Origin of the sequence: Nostocoides vanveenii (assembly GCF_039531165.1) — a bacterium.
Lineage (GTDB): Bacteria > Actinomycetota > Actinomycetes > Actinomycetales > Dermatophilaceae > Nostocoides_A > Nostocoides_A vanveenii.
In genome coordinates this window covers 151,290-165,833 of the sequence record NZ_BAAAPN010000057.1, presented here as the reverse complement: position 1 = coordinate 165,833, position 14,544 = coordinate 151,290, and the positions used below count along the sequence as shown (strand labels likewise).

The window sequence follows — 14,544 nt, the reverse complement described above, 5'->3', positions numbered from 1 at the left end:
CGCCGGTCAGCGCCGCTGGTAGGCGGCGGTCTCGGTGACCAGCAGCATGATCGAGACGATATTCGCCAGCAGGGCGCCGCCGGAGAGGGAGACGACGCTGCTCATGTGTTCGGGCGTCAGGCCGGTCGATCCCTCCTCCGCCCAGATCCAGACAACCGTCGCCGCGATCAGTTGGATCGCCGCGACCAAGCTGGTCGCCAGGTGCAGCGCGCCGATTTGGGTTCGGTCGCCGAACTTGAGCACGACGGCGATGATGTTGACGATCACCGCGGCATACAGCTCGTAGACATTGTGGACGCGGGCGTCCGTCAGGTCGCCGAGAAAAAACCCGAAGTTCAGCGTCGCAGCGAGCACGACGAAAAACCCGAAGACCACCTTTTCGAGGTTCACAGGCGCGACGATACCCACCGCCTTGCCGCGCATACGACTTGCGGACTTATCCACAGGCGACTGATTTTGCGGATGCGCGGTCGCGGCTTCACCAAGAGGGTGGCCGTATGCCGATCCTCACCAGCGTCTCCACCCCTCCCACCCATCCCCGTGCGACGCGTCGCTCCCGGCGCCACCCGAGACGGGCCGGACGGCGACTGATGCCGGCGGCTCTTGCGGTCCTGGCCGTGGCCGTCACCGGATGCGAGGCGGGCGGCACGCCCGTCCCGCCGACCCGATCAGAGACGTCTGCTGTGCACGCTCCGACAGCATCGACCCCGGCGGCGACGTCCGAGCCGGTCGCGAGCCTGCCGCCCGCGATGACGCGGGACGACCTCGCGGCATACCTGGCGTTCTTCGCTCGCAACGGTCCGGCGGCGATGAAGGAGTCGGCCGCGCCGCCCTACCGAATCGGTGCCCTCGACCGTGTCTTCACCGGCGAGTTGCGCGAGGCGGCGCGATTCAAGTCGGTCTTCTATCGCACGAAGGGCTATCGCGAAGAGGGAGAGCACACGATCAGCGGCCGCGGCCCGATCTTTACTCTCCCCAAGTCCCGGGGACGCAATGCCGCGCTCGTCTTGCTGAGCTACCGCAGCGGAGCCAAAGGCGCCGGGGGGCCGGAGAAGGATCTGATGCTGCTCGTGCAGGATACCGGGAAGAGCACGTGGCGGCTGGCCAGCATGACCGAGATCCCCTATCTCGATCAGCTGCCGACACCAACCGCCACGCCCTCGGTGCCCACGCGGGCCCAGGAGCGGGCCGCGCGGGCCTTCGTCGGCACGGTCGTCCGGTATCTGGAGAGGGGGACGATCCCACGGGGGACCAAGTTGGGCGTCGCACCCTACGAATGGCGTCAGCGCATCCAGCGCGCGCGGATCGGCGGTGACTACACCGTGGATATCGCGCTGATGGACACCGGAGTCACCGGGGTCGGCCCCGGCACACCGATCACCGTCATTCCCGTGCAGGGCGGGATCGTCGGGTGGCCCAGCTCGTCGCGACGGTGACGGCCGACTCCGGCTGGGCACCCAGCGGCGAGGGAGACACCAATGACGTCTATCAGCAGGCGCTCGGTAGCGACCGGACGCGGACCCGGGATGGGCTGGCGATCACCTTCGTCGTGCCAGACGCAGGCGAGCCAGCCGTGATCGGCGGTGACCTTGGGCTGATGCTGCCGAAGTGACGTCAGCCTGACGAGCGGATCAGCGGACGTCGAGCGGGAGTTGCATCTCCAGCAGCCCCTTGCCGAGTTGGTCCTCGGCGGGGAGTTCCACCGGATAGCGGCCAGTGAAGCAGGCCGTGCACAGTTGATCGCGCCGCCGGTTGGTGGCGGCGATCATGCCGTCCTCGCTGATATAGCCGAGCGTGTCGGCGCCGACCGAGCGGCAGACGTCCTCGACCTCGATGCCGGTGGCGATCAGTTCGGCGCGAGTGGCGAAGTCGATCCCGTAAAAGCAGGGCCAACGCACGGGCGGCGATGAGATGCGGACGTGCACTTCGGCCGCGCCGGCTTCACGCAGCATCCGGACGAGTGCCCGTTGAGTGTTACCGCGGACGATGGAGTCGTCCACGACGACGAGCCGCTTGCCCTTGATGACCTCACGGAGCGGGTTGAGCTTGAGGCGGATGCCGAGTTGGCGAATGGTCTGGTTCGGCGAGATGAAGGTGCGCCCCACATAGGCGTTCTTGACCAGGCCCTGCCCATAGGGGATGCCCGACTCCTGCGCGTAGCCGATGGCCGCGGGGGTCCCGGACTCGGGCGTCGGAATGACCAGGTCGGCGTCGACGGGGTGTTCGCGGGCCAAGGTGCGGCCCATCTCCACCCGGGCCTCGTGCACGACCCGGCCGTTGATCGAGGTGTCCGGGCGGGCGAGATAGACGTACTCGAAGACGCAGCCCTTGGGCTCCGGCTCGGCAAACCGCTTGCTGCGCAGGCCGTTCTCGTCGATGGCGATGAACTCACCCGGCTCGACCTCGCGGATGAAGGACGCGCCGACGATGTCGAGGGCGGCCGTCTCGGAGGCGACCACCCATCCGCGCTCTACTCGCCCCAGGACGAGGGGACGGATGCCCTGCGGGTCGCGTGCGGCATACAGGGCATGTTCGTTCATGAAGACGAAGCTAAAGGCGCCGCGCAGCATCGGCAGGACTTCGAGGGCGCGTTCCTCGATGGTCGTGGACGGGTCGTCGACCAGGAGCGCCGTCACGAGCGCGGTGTCGGTGGTGTTACCGCGGCGCAGCTCTCCGGCGTGCACATCGAAGCCCTGGGTACCCCGCTCCATCACGTGCTCGCGCAGTTGCGCCGAGTTGATGAGGTTGCCGTTGTGCGCAAGGGCGACGGTGAAGCCGGCATGGCCGCCCAGTGTGGGCTGCGCGTTCTCCCAGGTGGAGCCGCCGGTCGTCGAGTAGCGGCAGTGCCCCACGGCGATGTGGCCCTTGAGGCTGGCCAGCGAGCGCTCGTCGAACACCTGCGAGACCAGGCCCATGTCCTTGTAGACGAGCAGGCGGCGCCCGTCAGACGTGGCGATGCCGGCAGACTCCTGGCCCCGGTGCTGCAGCGCGTAAAGCCCGAAGTAGGTGAGCTTGGCGACCTCCTCACCGGGAGCCCAGATTCCGAAGACACCGCACGCGTCCTGAGGCCCACGCTCGTCCGGCATCAGGTCATGGGTCAGTCGCCCGTCTCCACCTGGCACGCGCCCCATCATCCCATAGCCGTATGCCCGTGTGACCGCCTCGGAACCTCACCTCCGCCGTAGGTGGAACCGGACGTCTCAGCCGAAGATGGTGCGGGGAGGCGCGAGGGCCGGGCCCGAGCTTTGTTTGTTCAGGCCCGGCCCGTGACCGTTACGAGGGCGGCTCAGTCGCCGCGCTCGGTGGCGTCCCAGTGCGTGAACCCGGCGGCCTCGGCACGCGCCTGGTCGACGAACCAGACTTCCGCGCGAGTGCGCTTGTACCAGGGGCTGTCGGGCGTGTGGAAGAGCATCGAGTCGGCGTTGCCCTTGACCTCCCAGCCCTCCGGTCCCTTGCCGCGGGGCCCCGCCGCGGCGGAGCCCGGACCGTATGGACCGTCCGGGATGTCGAGCAGCGTGGGCACCTCGACCCGCTGGGCCCTGGCATCCCATCGGGCAAATCCCGCAGCGCTCGCGGTGGCCTCGTCGGCGAACCACACCTCGGCCTTCGTCCGGCCGTAGTAGGGCGAGGCGGGCGTATGGAAGAGCATCGAGTCCGCGTTGCCCTTGACCTCCCAGCCGGCTGGGCCGGATCCGTCGCCGGCCGGCAGCGCCGACCCAGCGCCGTAGGAGGTCGGGGTGAACTGGGGCGCCTGGGTTGACTCGAGCTCAACCGTCGGGGACGCCGCGGGCTCCTCGATGATGAGTGGGTCGACCGCTGGCTGCTCGGAAGCGACCGCCTGGGCGGGGGCCGCGAGGAAGCCCGCTGCCGGCGTCACGTCGGCGTCGTTTGCCTCCGCACTATCGGCCACCGCGCTCGTCATGGCTGAGTCGAGCGTCGGAACTGCGCTCTGCGCGGCACCCTGCCGATCAGTAGACCGGCCGGTCGCAGCGGCAGCTGCAGCACGCGCAGCCTTCGCCTCGGCCTTGGCCGCCGCTCGGGCAGCCTTGGCCTCGGCCTTGGCCCGCAGCTTGGCGTCCCAGGGCGCGAAGCCCGCAGCGATCGCGGTCGCCTCGTCGATGAACCAGACCTCGGCCTTGGTGACCTCGTAGGACGCCGACGCGGGCGTGTGGAAGAGCATCGATCCTTTGTTGCCCTTGACCGCCCAGCCTTCCGGCCCGGACCCGTCTTCGGCAGGCAGGGCCGACCCTGCGCCGTAGTCCTTGAACACTGGCTCGGCCTCGGCGACCGTCTCGGCCTCCGCAACGACGTCGGGCACGGGTTCCGGCTCGGCAACCATCGCAGACTCGGGCTCCGGCTCGGCAACCGCTGCGGCCTCGGGCTCGGCGTCAAGAACCGCGTCGACCTCGGGCTCCGGCTCCGGCTCCACCATCAGCTCCGGCTCGGCGGTCGCGACCTCAGTCTCAGGCTCCCCGACGACCTCGGCGTCGGACTCCGTCTCGAGCTCAACGTCGGCCTCGTCAACGTCGACGGGCTCGGCGGTCGGTTCGTCGACAAGCAGTTGCTCGACAGTCTCAGCTTCCGGCTCGGCCGGCAGGACGTCCGGAAGCAGTTGCTCAGCCTCGGCTTCCGGCTCGGCCTCCGGGAGGTCGGCCGGCAGGTCGTCGGGAGGCAGTTGCTCGGCGGCCTCGGCTTCCGGGTCACGGACCTCTGCCGTCACGGCGTCGGCTTCGGGCCGTTGAGTTTCATCCGCATCGGGAACAACGGGCAACTCGACGGGACTTGCGTCGATCGACTCCGCGACCGTGGACTCGATGTCCGGCCCGGCCATGGAGTCGTGGCCGAAGGCGACCTCGTCGGGGACCTGCGCGTCGGGTGCCTCGGCCGAGCGCTCGAGAGCGTCGGCCTCGGCCTTATCGGCTTCCTCTGCCGCGCGCTTGGCGCGCAAGGCAGCCAGGCCGCCCAGACCGGCGGCCGCAGCCGTAGCGCCACCGGCCTCGAGTGCGGCACCGGCCTCGTCGAGGTCGAGGAGGGGCGACTCCGGCTCGGGAGCCACGTCGACGATTTCAGGGGTGTCGAGGTCGAGCAGGGCCGCCTGTGACCCCCCGGCCGAAACGGGTTGGCTGGGCTCGGCATCGGGAAGCACAGCCTCCAGATCCTCGGCGTCCTCCACGCTCAGATCGGCGTCGACCTCCGGTACGTCGACATCGGCGGGGAGATCCACTACGGCCGCGGCAGACTCGGCAAAAGCCGGTGACTCGTCGGCCGCTGGCTCGACATCGCCGCTGGGTTCATCGACGGACGGAACATCCACGGTCGGCACGTCCGCAGGGCCCACGTCCACGTGGGACGCGGTGTCGAGATCGATCGCACCGTCGGCGTCGAGGTCAAGCGCACCGTCAGCGTCGAGGTCAAGCGCACCGTCAGCGTCGAGGTCAATCGCGTCCGAGGGCTCGTGAGCCGTATCCAGCTCATCGACTCCCCCGAAATCGCCCCTGGGCTCGGGCTCTGACAGGCCTGCAGACAGATCCTCGGCGTCCTCCATGCTCAGGTCCGGGTCGACCTCCGGGACGTCAACGTCCGGCGTGGTCGGTGCGGGCACGTCGACCTCGTCCGACAGCTGAGCTTCCGCCGCATCCGGCTCCCCGAAGGTGGCGACCTCCTCGGCCGCTTCCTCGCCGTCCGCTGATGCGTCGATAGCAGCGCCGCCCGCCAAACCCACGCCAGCCGCGGCGGGGGCCGCCAGATCGGACGCGTCCAGATCCAGACCACCATCGGCATCCAGATCAATGCCACCCGAGACGTCCGGCCCTGGCACATCGACAGCCGCAGCCGCCACATCGACCGACGGCTCCAAAACGCCGGGAACCTCCACGACGGCCTCAGGCACGTCCACCGACGGCGCATCCAAATCCAGACCACCATCGGCATCCAGATCAATGCCACCCGACACATCCGCGTCCACGACCGGCGCCGAAACCTCGGGAACATCCATGACGGCTTCAGGCATGTCCACGGCAGGAGCGTCCAGATCCAGCGCGTCATCGCCGTCCAGATCCAGCCCGCCATCGCTGTCGAGATCTAGGCCACCGGCCAGATCGATCCCGCCCGGCACATCGGCCGCTGGAGCCGGAATCTCCGGCGCGTCAACTACGGAACCGGGGTCGGTGACCGCCGGAGCGACGGCGGGCGCATCCAGGTCCAGCCCAGCATCCAGATCCAGCCCAGCATCCAGGTCCAGACCGTCACCGCCGTCGAGGTCCAGGCCACCATCGGCATTCAGATCAACGGCCGCGTCGGTGCGGGGCACGGTCGTGTCGAGGTCGGCATGGTGCCGGACGAGGGTCACCTCGTCGACATCGACATCCGCGGCCGGCACAGCCGCCGAAACGGCCGGCTCCAGGTCCACCGCGGTGTCGGCATCCGCGGATGCGGTCGCGGCACCGGCCGCCGCGGCGCCGGAGGCCACCGCTCCGGCCGCGACCGCTCCGGCGCCAGCGAGACCCGCACTCGCGTCGCTACCGTCGTCAGCCTTCGCCAGGATCGGCCGCTCCTGCACGATGCGCACCTCGCGCGTCGTGCGGCGCACCATATAGATCCAGGTGATCAACGCGCCCAGCAGGAACGCCAGGACAAACAGCCACCACTTCATTCCCGGCCTCCGATCGCGCGCGTCTCCGGAACATCCGCGAACGCTTCATTTCCATTCGTGGCCTCGATGGTCGCCCGGGCGACCAGCCACGCGACCAAGGCCCCGAGGGCGAAGGCCAGCAAGTACCACAGCCAAGCAGTGACGAATTCCATGGCTCCTCAGTTCACCGTGATCTCGACGCGGCGGTTGGCCACGCGGCCACCGGGCGCATTGTCATTCGCAACGGGGTCGGCGTCCGCGAGACCCTTGATCGTGATGCGGTCGGACGAGACACCGTTCGACGTCAAGATCTTGCCGACCGACGTCGCGCGTCCCTTGCTCAGTGCCAGGTTCTCGGCCTTGCTGCCGGAAGAGTCCGTGTATCCCGTCACCGTGACCTTGGCGTCTTTGCAGGCTGCGAGCAGGCTCGCGACCTTCTTGATCACGCCGGTCGACGTCGACTTCACATCCGTCGACCCGCGCTGGAAGGTGATCTTGGTGCTCGCCAACGCGACCGTGATCTGGCCGCCGAGGTTAGAACAAACGGCGGCGGCATCAGTGCCGACGACGACGTCGTTCTGGACGCGGACATCCGGCCAGGCCGCTCCGAGCGCCGCGCCGATCGACTTCTTGGCGTCCTCCGAGTCCACATTGCCGACCGCGGTGAGGGACTTCAGATCCCAGGCCAGGCCGAAGTCCCCCGCGTTGGTCAAGGAGCCCAGGGCGCTGGAGACGGCGGCCGTGGATGCGGCCTTCGCGCCCGGCACGACGTTGACGTGGTCGACGATCTTCGCTCCCCCGACCGCAGCCTTGACGGCCTCCAACAGGGCAGTCCGCCCCGCCTCGTCGGGCACATCGGCGGCGACGGTCACCTCGTCGCCGGAGCGGGAGATGGAAAAGACGCCGCTAGAGACATCACCCGCGGCGCTGCCGCCCGAAGTGGCGGTGTCGGACGATGTGGACGACGGCGAGTTCGAGGTCGAAGACGATGTCGTGCCCGACGTCGACGCGGTCGAGGTCACCGAACTTGTGCTCCCGGCCGCCTTGGCGCCGCCCGATTCGCCCCCTATCGCCGAGCCGAGCGCCGCCAGGATCGCGGGGACGAGCAATAGTGCCAGCCACCACCAGCCGCCGGGGCTGCGGCGATAGCGCCGTGTCTCCTCGGCCCACGTCGCCACCCGTTCCACACCGACGACCTCGCCGTCGTGCGCATGCTCGCGTGCGCTCCAACGGCCCTCGCCGTCCGAGCGCCCGCCGGACGCGTCCTGTGTCATTACTGCTCCGATCGACGGTGCTGGGAGATGTCGCGTGCCTAATCTAAGGCTCTGGCACCGACAACCCCCGGCGATGGGCACGTCACGTACGCCACGCCCGTATGCCGTTGCCGACCGCCACCTCGGACCGCCCGGTATGCCGCATCCCGGCTCTCGCCCCTGGCACCCCTTCGCCGACGATCTGCGTGGGCAAACTTCGTGGGGTGTCCTAGCGCCGGTAGGACAACACCGAGGCAACGACCCCGCCGAGCAGACCCCCGAGCAGCCCGCAGAACACGGCCAGATAGCCGAACGCGGTCCGCGCACTGTAATCGCCGTTGTCGGGGTTGAGCAGGTAGATGAGCACCCCCACGACGATGCCGAGCACGGCCCCCGTCGCGATGAAGGCGAGGGGACGCGGCTCGCCGTACTGGCGAAAGCGGATGCTCATCCTCGGCGGCCTTTCGTCGGCAGCCGGCCATGCGGCCGCCGTCCATGGGCGGTTGTCAGTGCGACAGCTTAGTGTTGCCGTTGTCTCAATGACGACCAGGGAGGAAGTTCTCAATGACCACGAGCACTCGACGCCGACGCGCCCGTCGCGCCGCTACGACGGGCATCGCCGCAGCGGCGGCTACCGCGCTCGCCGCGCCACTGGCATTCGCGGCCCCCGGCCCCGGTGCCGGCGGCATCGGTGACCCGTACTACCCGGCATACGGCAATGGGGGGTACGACGTGAGCAATTACAACCTGTTCGTCGACTATGTCCCAACAACCGGGCGAATCACCGGCACGGCGATCATCACGGCCAAGGCCACCCAGGATCTCAGCTCCTTCAACCTGGACCTGATGCTCACCGCCAAGACCGTCACCGTCAACGGCAAGCCCGCTGAGTTCGCCAAGCCCGACCCGCACGAGCTTGTCGTCAAGCCCTCGCTGCCGATTAAGAACGGCGCGACCATCGTCGTCAAGGTCACCTACACCGGCATCCCCAGCAAGATCAGCTACGGCGGCATCAACCCCTGGATCGGCAGTGGCAGCGAGGCGATCGCCCTCGGCGAGCCCGAGATTGCCGCCTGGTGGTTCCCGAGCAATGACCACCCGCGCGACAAGGCGACCTTCGACATGAAGTTCACCGTCCCCAAGGGCCTAGAGGCCATCGGCGCCGGCGACTTCGTGGGCAAGACGAGTGGCACCACCACGGACACCTGGACCTGGAAGTCGCCGCAGCCCACGGCCACCTACCTCGTCTATATGGCCGTCGGCCAGTTCGACGTGCTCACCGGCACCCAGAATGCGCGGCCCTTCACCTCCGCGATCACGACCACGCGCAATGACGCGGCGGTCACGCGTGCCAAGACCGACGTGTTGCGCACTCCGGAGGTCATCAACTGGGAGGCCGCGCAGTTCGGTCCCTATGCGTTCAAGCAGGTCGGCGGGGTCATCGCCAACCAAAGCTTCGGCTTCGCTTTGGAGACCCAGCAACGCCCCGTCTATACCCCCGACTTCTGGGGCAACGGCAGCAATATTTACGTGATCGTCCACGAGAACGCCCACCAGTGGTTCGGCGACTCGGTGAGCGTCTACAACTGGCGCGACATCTGGCTCAACGAGGGCTTCGCGACCTATGCCGAGTTCCTGTGGTCGGACAAACACGGCGAAGGCACGACCAACCAATTGCTCGAGCAGTACTACACCGGCCTCGCCGGCGACCCAGACTTCTGGAAGCTCCCGATCTCCAATCCCGGCGCGCACAACGAGTTCTCCTGGGCGGTCTACATGCGCGGCGGCATGACCTTGGCCGCGCTGCGCAATCTCGTGGGTGACGCCACGATGACCAAGATCCTCCAGGCGTGGACCAGCAGCAAGAAGGGCAAGAACGGCTCGATCGCCGAGTTCACCTCGCTGGCCAAGCGGGTCTCCGGCCGCGATCTCGACACCTTCTTCAAGAACTGGCTCACCGTGCGCACCGCCCCGGCGCACACGGCGGCCAACGGCTTCCTGGCTACTCGCGAGACCGGGACGGCCAGGTCGGCCGACACGATCCTGCAGAACGCCAAGCGGCAGGCCGCCATCCAGCACGGTCACAAGTAGTCCCTCGCCCGCCGGCGCCGGGGATCGACATCCCGGCGCCGGTCGGCACCGACCTCGATCCTCGGGAGCACCTCGTGTCCTTGCCCGTCAGCCGCGTGCCCGACCCGATGACCGCGCCACCGATCCGGTGGGGGATCCTCGGCTCGGGAATGATCGCCAGCGCCTTCGCGTATGCCGTTCGCACCGGCACCTCATCCACCGTCGCGGCGGTGGGCAGCCGCGACCTCGACCGGGCGCGCGCCTTTGCTGCCGAGCATGAGGTGGCCACGGCATACGGCTCGTATGCCGAGCTGGTCGCCGCGAACGTCGACGTCGTCTACGTCGCGTCGCCGCACTCGGAGCATCGCGAACACGCGCTCCTTGCCCTGCAGGCCGGCAAGCCGATCCTGGTCGAGAAGGCCTTCACCCGAAATGCCGCCGAGGCAGCGGACGTCATCGGCACCGCCCGCGAGCACGGGCTCTTCTGCATGGAAGCGATGTGGTCGCGCTTCCTGCCGCACTACGACGTCGTGCGGCAACTGGTCGGCGATGGACATCTGGGCCGGGTCCACACCGTCTTCGCCGATCACGGGCAACTGCTGTGGCCGGGCGGGCCGCAACGCCTGGCCGACCCGGCGTTGGCCGGCGGCGCCCTGCTCGATCTGGGGATCTACCTGGTCTCCTTCGCTGAGATGGTGCTCGGCGAGCCAGCCGATCTCGTCGCGGCCGGCACGCTTACGCCGCAGGGTGTCGACGCGACCACCAGCATTGTCGCGACCTCCCGCAGCGGCGCGCAGGCCGTGCTGAACGCGACGATGGCCGCCAAAACGCCGACCACCGCCATCATCGCCGGCGACCAGGCACGCATCGAGATCGACGGCGACTTCTACCACCCCAATACGGTTCGGTTGCTGTCCACGGCCGGCGAGCCACTCGGGACCTGGGCATACGACCTGGGCAGCGCGCATTTCGGCTTGCGCTACGAAGCCGCCGAGGTGGCTCGCTGCCTGGTGGCCGGCTTGACCGAGTCCCCCGTGCTGCCCATGGACACCACGCTCGCGATCATGCGCACCCTGGACCGGGTGCGAGCTCTCACCGGGGTTCGTTACCCGGGCGAATAGCTTCGGGCGCCCCTCGGCGAACTTCCAGCAACTCCAAACGCCCTCGCTTGCCGGCGCACAGCGGGCGCACAGCACGCGGCGCGACCGTGGTGGTCAGAACGGATCAGCAAAGGCCGATCCGGCACCAGCAAGGAGTCCGCCACCATGACCCGCATTCCTGCCCTCGACAAGGCCCGCCGCTTCACTGTCGCCGGTGTTGTTGCCGCCGCATTGGCGAGCGGAGCCATCACTGTGCATCTCGCCGATGCCGGCTCGACCTCGGCGAGCACCGTGGCAGTGACGACGTCCGGCTCGAACTCCTCGGCCGATACCACCTCGTCGCGCTCGACGTCCTCCTCGGACTTCGGCAGCACGACGTCGGTCCAGTCGTCCACTGGCAACGCACAGACCACCACTGCCGGTTCGTGAGCGCCGAGCCATGACCCTCTCGACCCTCGCGGCACCGACCGCAGTGCCGCTCCCCACGCACCACCCGGACGCACCCGCGCCCGCTGCGCCCAGGTCGGCGAGTTTCGCAGCCATCGGCACGAGCAACCGCGTCTTGACGACCCGGCCCGAGACCCTCGGCCCTGCCCTGGCGATCGCTCGGGAGCATCTCGCCGAACTCGACGCCGCCGTCTCGCGGTTCCGGCCCGACTCGGAGGTCAGCGCCCTCGCCCGCCGCGCACAGAACGGCCCCGCCTGGGCCTATGTCTCGGCCACCTTCGCGCACTACCTGGACCGGGGCCTGCACGCCGCTCGGTTGACCGGTGGCCTGGTCGACGCCACGATCGGTGCGGCCCTGGTGCAGGCCGGCTATGACGTCGACCTCGACGTCGTCCGCGCCCGGCGTGCGCGCCCGACCCGCTCAGCGGACCTGGTCATCCACGCACCACCAGCCCTACGACCCGACCTACCTGATCACCCGGGTTCGATTCCGGGGTGGCGGGCGATCCAGTTCGATCCGCTATCTCGACGAGTTGTGGCCCCGCAGGGCACCCTGATCGACCTCGGGGCCAGCGCCAAGGCGGCGGCCGCCGATCGCATCGCGGATCTCCTCGCTGCCGCGCTGCCCGGCGGCTTCCTCGTCAATCTCGGCGGGGACATCGCCAGCAGCGGCGAGCTGCCCGTTGGCGGATGGGACATCGGCGTCGAGTCGGCCGACGGCCGGATCCTCCAGGTCGTCAGCGGCACCGGTCAGGCCTTCGCCACCTCCTCGACCCAGAAGCGCACCTGGGCGACGGCCGACGCCGCGCAGCCGGATCGTCATCACATCCTCGACCCGCGCACCGGACGCAGCGCGCAGACCCGGTGGGCTCAAGTCACCTGCGCGGCCGTGAGCGCACTGGAGGCCAACGCGGCATCGACCGCGGCGATCATCCTCGACGGCGAGGCGCCCGCCTGGCTGGCGAAGAACGGCATACCGGCTCGCCTGGACACCCTCGACGGCGCGGTCGTGACCACCCCGGGCTGGACGCTGGAGGCGAGGGCGTGAACGAGCTGCTCTGGTACCTCTCGCGCGCGACCGGCATCGCGAGCATCGTGCTGCTGACCACCGTCCTGGTCCTCGGCGTCGTCACCTCCGGCCGGCGCCTGCCGACCGGCGAGCGCGCCACGATCGTCATGGCGATGCATCGCTGGCTCTCCCTCGGGATGGTGACCTTCCTCATCGGGCACATCACCACCGCGATCGCCGAGACCTACGTCTCGATCGACTGGGTCTCTTTCCTGATCCCTTTCACCTCGGCGTATGCCCGCGTGTGGGTCGGCCTCGGCACTCTCGCGGTCGACATCCTGGCCGCGGTCATGGTGACCTCGCTGCTGCGCCACCGAATCCCCGAGCGCGCCTGGCGGTCGATCCATTGGCTGTCCTACGCCATGTGGCCACTCGCTCTCGCCCACGGCATCGCCCTGGGCACGTCCGCCCAACCCATCCTGAGCGGCATCACCATCGCGTGCGGCGCGGCCGGCGCAGCCGCCCTCGCGTGGCGGACCACGACGACGTATGCCGATCGTGACCGTCGCCGCGTCGCCCTCGCCGGGGAGTGGTCATGACTCTCATCGATTTGCTCGACCAGGCCGGCCTGACCGGCCGCGGCGGTGCGGCGTTCCGCACGGCGATCAAGGTGCGGGCGGCCGCTGAACACGGAGCAACGCTGATCGTCAATGCCTGCGACGGCGAGATCGGCGCGACCAAGGATGCCTGGGTGGTCGAGAACCAGCTCGACGGTCTGCTCCGGGGCGCGCGCCTGGTCGCCGGCGACCATCCGATTCGCGTTGCGGCGCATCGGGGTTCACGCGCAGCTGCACTCTTGGCCGCAGCCGGAGTCGACGTTCTGGAGGTGCCGGCCAGGTATGTCTCCTCGGAGGAGAGCGCACTCATCTCGCTCGCCAACGGTGGCCTCGCACGCCCGATGACCAAGCGCGCTCCCTTTGTCGCCGGTGGGCGCGATGCGCGGGGCCGACGCATCCCGCCGACGGTGGTGCTCAACGCCGAGACGGTATGGCGCATCGCCCAGATCGCCGAGCACGGCCCGGGCTGGTTCCGCCGGCAGGGCACCGCGCTCGAACCCGGGCCGCGCCTGGTCACCCTCACCGGTGCCGTCGCCGCGCCGCATGTGATCGAGACGGCCGCCGGGGCGCGGCTGGACGATCTCTTCGGTGCGGCTGGTGGCCTTCTCGACGCCGAACTCGTGTGGGTCGGCGGGCTCGCCGGTGTGCTGATCACGGCACCGGAGGCCGCCCGGCTGCTCTGGAGCAGCACCGATCTCGCGTCCTACGGCGGCTCGATCGGCTCCGGCGTCGTGTGGGCCCTCGACCCCGCCGAGTGTCCCGTCGCCTTCGTCGACCACATGTTGACGTATGCCGCGGGTGAGTCGGCCGGTCAGTGCGGCCCGTGCATGTTCGGCTTGCCGGCGCTGGCGGCGGACTGGCACGACCTCGCCGGGGCTCGATCCGGCCGCGCCGTCGACGCCGCTGGTCGACTGGCTGCCCGCGTCGCCCTGCTCCCGGATCGCGGCGCCTGCCGCTACCCCGACGGCATTGCCCGATTCGCCGCATCGGCCGCCCGGGTCCTCGCGGGCCATCTCGATCAGCATGCACGCGGCACCTGCCCGCCAGCCCGGACCACAAGGAGTCTCGTCAATGCCTGAGAAGACCCAGCCCGTCACCCGGGCCGTCCCTGCCGGCCGGACGCGGATCGCCGTGGATCGCATCGCCTGCACCGGCCATGGGCTGTGCGCCCAACTGTTGCCGGCATCGATCGCGCTCGACGAATGGGGGTATCCCATCGTCACCGATCCGGAACCCGCGACCACGGACGCGGACGTCGCGATCCGCTTCTGTCCCGCCCGGGCGCTCTACGCACGCCCCTGAGGTCGTGGGACACCTGGCCACCCCGGCCCTGTCCACCCGGCCCCGCTCCCACGCCCGTCGATCGGCTCCGGGCCGTCAGGCCTCAGCGCGTCGGGGAATGGGCCTATTGACGTGT

Annotated in this window: 15 protein-coding genes; 9 read left to right on the top strand and 6 right to left on the bottom strand. The window is 69.3% G+C overall.

Going from position 1 to position 14,544, the window contains the following annotated elements:
- Positions 1 to 6: 6 nt before the first annotated feature.
- A complete protein-coding gene (locus ABD209_RS13695; RefSeq protein ID WP_344067364.1) occupies positions 7 to 390 on the bottom strand; it encodes a DUF6394 family protein in 384 nt (127 codons plus the stop codon).
- A gap of 107 nt (positions 391 to 497) precedes the next feature.
- Between ABD209_RS13695 and ABD209_RS13690 the strand changes: the two genes are divergently transcribed.
- Positions 498 to 1,436, top strand: coding sequence for a hypothetical protein (locus ABD209_RS13690; RefSeq protein ID WP_344067363.1), 939 nt, complete (start codon positions 498 to 500; stop codon positions 1,434 to 1,436).
- Complete coding sequence (locus tag ABD209_RS13685) at positions 1,412 to 1,612, top strand: hypothetical protein (protein ID WP_344067361.1); 201 nt, start codon at positions 1,412 to 1,414, stop codon at positions 1,610 to 1,612. The genes ABD209_RS13690 and ABD209_RS13685 overlap by 25 nt, the downstream gene beginning before the upstream one ends.
- A gap of 19 nt (positions 1,613 to 1,631) precedes the next feature.
- On the opposite strand, the gene purF is transcribed toward ABD209_RS13685, so the two are convergent.
- The 5 genes from purF to ABD209_RS13660 form a co-directional block, all read right to left on the bottom strand.
- On the bottom strand, positions 1,632 to 3,131 hold the full coding sequence (gene purF, locus ABD209_RS13680; protein WP_425564684.1) for an amidophosphoribosyltransferase: 1,500 nt from the start codon (positions 3,129 to 3,131) through the stop codon (positions 1,632 to 1,634).
- A gap of 155 nt (positions 3,132 to 3,286) precedes the next feature.
- Positions 3,287 to 6,652, bottom strand: a complete 3,366-nt coding sequence (gene arfC, locus ABD209_RS13675; protein WP_344067357.1) for a channel accessory protein ArfC — start codon at positions 6,650 to 6,652, stop codon at positions 3,287 to 3,289.
- Positions 6,649 to 6,804, bottom strand: a complete 156-nt coding sequence (gene arfB, locus ABD209_RS13670) for a channel accessory protein ArfB (RefSeq protein WP_344067355.1) — start codon at positions 6,802 to 6,804, stop codon at positions 6,649 to 6,651. Before arfB ends, arfC begins: the two co-directional genes overlap by 4 nt.
- A gap of 6 nt (positions 6,805 to 6,810) precedes the next feature.
- On the bottom strand, positions 6,811 to 7,905 hold the full coding sequence (arfA, locus tag ABD209_RS13665; protein ID WP_344067353.1) for a channel-forming protein ArfA/OmpATb: 1,095 nt from the start codon (positions 7,903 to 7,905) through the stop codon (positions 6,811 to 6,813).
- 208 nt (positions 7,906 to 8,113) lie between these two features.
- Positions 8,114 to 8,335: a hypothetical protein gene (locus tag ABD209_RS13660; protein WP_344067351.1), complete on the bottom strand. Its 222-nt coding sequence runs from the start codon at positions 8,333 to 8,335 to the stop codon at positions 8,114 to 8,116.
- A gap of 113 nt (positions 8,336 to 8,448) precedes the next feature.
- On the opposite strand from ABD209_RS13660, the gene ABD209_RS13655 reads away from it, so the two are divergent.
- The 7 genes from ABD209_RS13655 (at position 8,449) to ABD209_RS13625 (ending at position 14,429) form a co-directional block, all read left to right on the top strand.
- Complete coding sequence (locus ABD209_RS13655; RefSeq protein ID WP_344067349.1) at positions 8,449 to 9,975, top strand: M1 family metallopeptidase; 1,527 nt, start codon at positions 8,449 to 8,451, stop codon at positions 9,973 to 9,975.
- A 74-nt stretch (positions 9,976 to 10,049) separates the two neighbouring features.
- Positions 10,050 to 11,075 carry a Gfo/Idh/MocA family protein gene (locus ABD209_RS13650; protein WP_344067347.1) on the top strand — a complete coding sequence of 342 codons (1,026 nt, stop codon included), beginning with the start codon at positions 10,050 to 10,052 and terminating at the stop codon, positions 11,073 to 11,075.
- 144 nt (positions 11,076 to 11,219) lie between these two features.
- Positions 11,220 to 11,483: a hypothetical protein gene (locus ABD209_RS13645; RefSeq protein ID WP_344067345.1), complete on the top strand. Its 264-nt coding sequence runs from the start codon at positions 11,220 to 11,222 to the stop codon at positions 11,481 to 11,483.
- 10 nt (positions 11,484 to 11,493) lie between these two features.
- On the top strand, positions 11,494 to 12,549 hold the full coding sequence (locus ABD209_RS13640) for an FAD:protein FMN transferase (protein WP_344067343.1): 1,056 nt from the start codon (positions 11,494 to 11,496) through the stop codon (positions 12,547 to 12,549).
- Entirely contained in the window at positions 12,546 to 13,109 is a 564-nt protein-coding gene (locus ABD209_RS13635) for a ferric reductase-like transmembrane domain-containing protein (RefSeq protein ID WP_344067341.1), read from the top strand. The genes ABD209_RS13640 and ABD209_RS13635 overlap by 4 nt, the downstream gene beginning before the upstream one ends.
- Positions 13,106 to 14,206, top strand: a complete 1,101-nt coding sequence (locus tag ABD209_RS13630; RefSeq protein WP_344067339.1) for an NADH-ubiquinone oxidoreductase-F iron-sulfur binding region domain-containing protein — start codon at positions 13,106 to 13,108, stop codon at positions 14,204 to 14,206. Before ABD209_RS13635 ends, ABD209_RS13630 begins: the two co-directional genes overlap by 4 nt.
- Entirely contained in the window at positions 14,199 to 14,429 is a 231-nt protein-coding gene (locus ABD209_RS13625; RefSeq protein ID WP_344067337.1) for a ferredoxin, read from the top strand. The genes ABD209_RS13630 and ABD209_RS13625 overlap by 8 nt, the downstream gene beginning before the upstream one ends.
- Positions 14,430 to 14,544 lie beyond the last annotated feature (115 nt).

Excerpts from the sequence above, each read along its gene's own strand:
- ABD209_RS13690 (WP_344067363.1), top strand. The coding sequence starts at position 498 with ATGCCGATCCTCACCAGCGTCTCCACCCCTCCCACCCATCCCCGTGCG.
- purF (WP_425564684.1), bottom strand. The coding sequence starts at position 3,131 with ATGGGGCGCGTGCCAGGTGGAGACGGGCGACTGACCCATGACCTGATG.
- arfC (WP_344067357.1), bottom strand. The coding sequence starts at position 6,652 with ATGAAGTGGTGGCTGTTTGTCCTGGCGTTCCTGCTGGGCGCGTTGATC.
- arfB (WP_344067355.1), bottom strand. The coding sequence starts at position 6,804 with ATGGAATTCGTCACTGCTTGGCTGTGGTACTTGCTGGCCTTCGCCCTC.
- arfA (WP_344067353.1), bottom strand. The coding sequence starts at position 7,905 with ATGACACAGGACGCGTCCGGCGGGCGCTCGGACGGCGAGGGCCGTTGG.
- ABD209_RS13660 (WP_344067351.1), bottom strand. The coding sequence starts at position 8,335 with ATGAGCATCCGCTTTCGCCAGTACGGCGAGCCGCGTCCCCTCGCCTTC.
- ABD209_RS13655 (WP_344067349.1), top strand. The coding sequence starts at position 8,449 with ATGACCACGAGCACTCGACGCCGACGCGCCCGTCGCGCCGCTACGACG.
- ABD209_RS13645 (WP_344067345.1), top strand. The coding sequence starts at position 11,220 with ATGACCCGCATTCCTGCCCTCGACAAGGCCCGCCGCTTCACTGTCGCC.
- ABD209_RS13640 (WP_344067343.1), top strand. The coding sequence starts at position 11,494 with ATGACCCTCTCGACCCTCGCGGCACCGACCGCAGTGCCGCTCCCCACG.
- ABD209_RS13630 (WP_344067339.1), top strand. The coding sequence starts at position 13,106 with ATGACTCTCATCGATTTGCTCGACCAGGCCGGCCTGACCGGCCGCGGC.
- ABD209_RS13625 (WP_344067337.1), top strand. The coding sequence starts at position 14,199 with ATGCCTGAGAAGACCCAGCCCGTCACCCGGGCCGTCCCTGCCGGCCGG.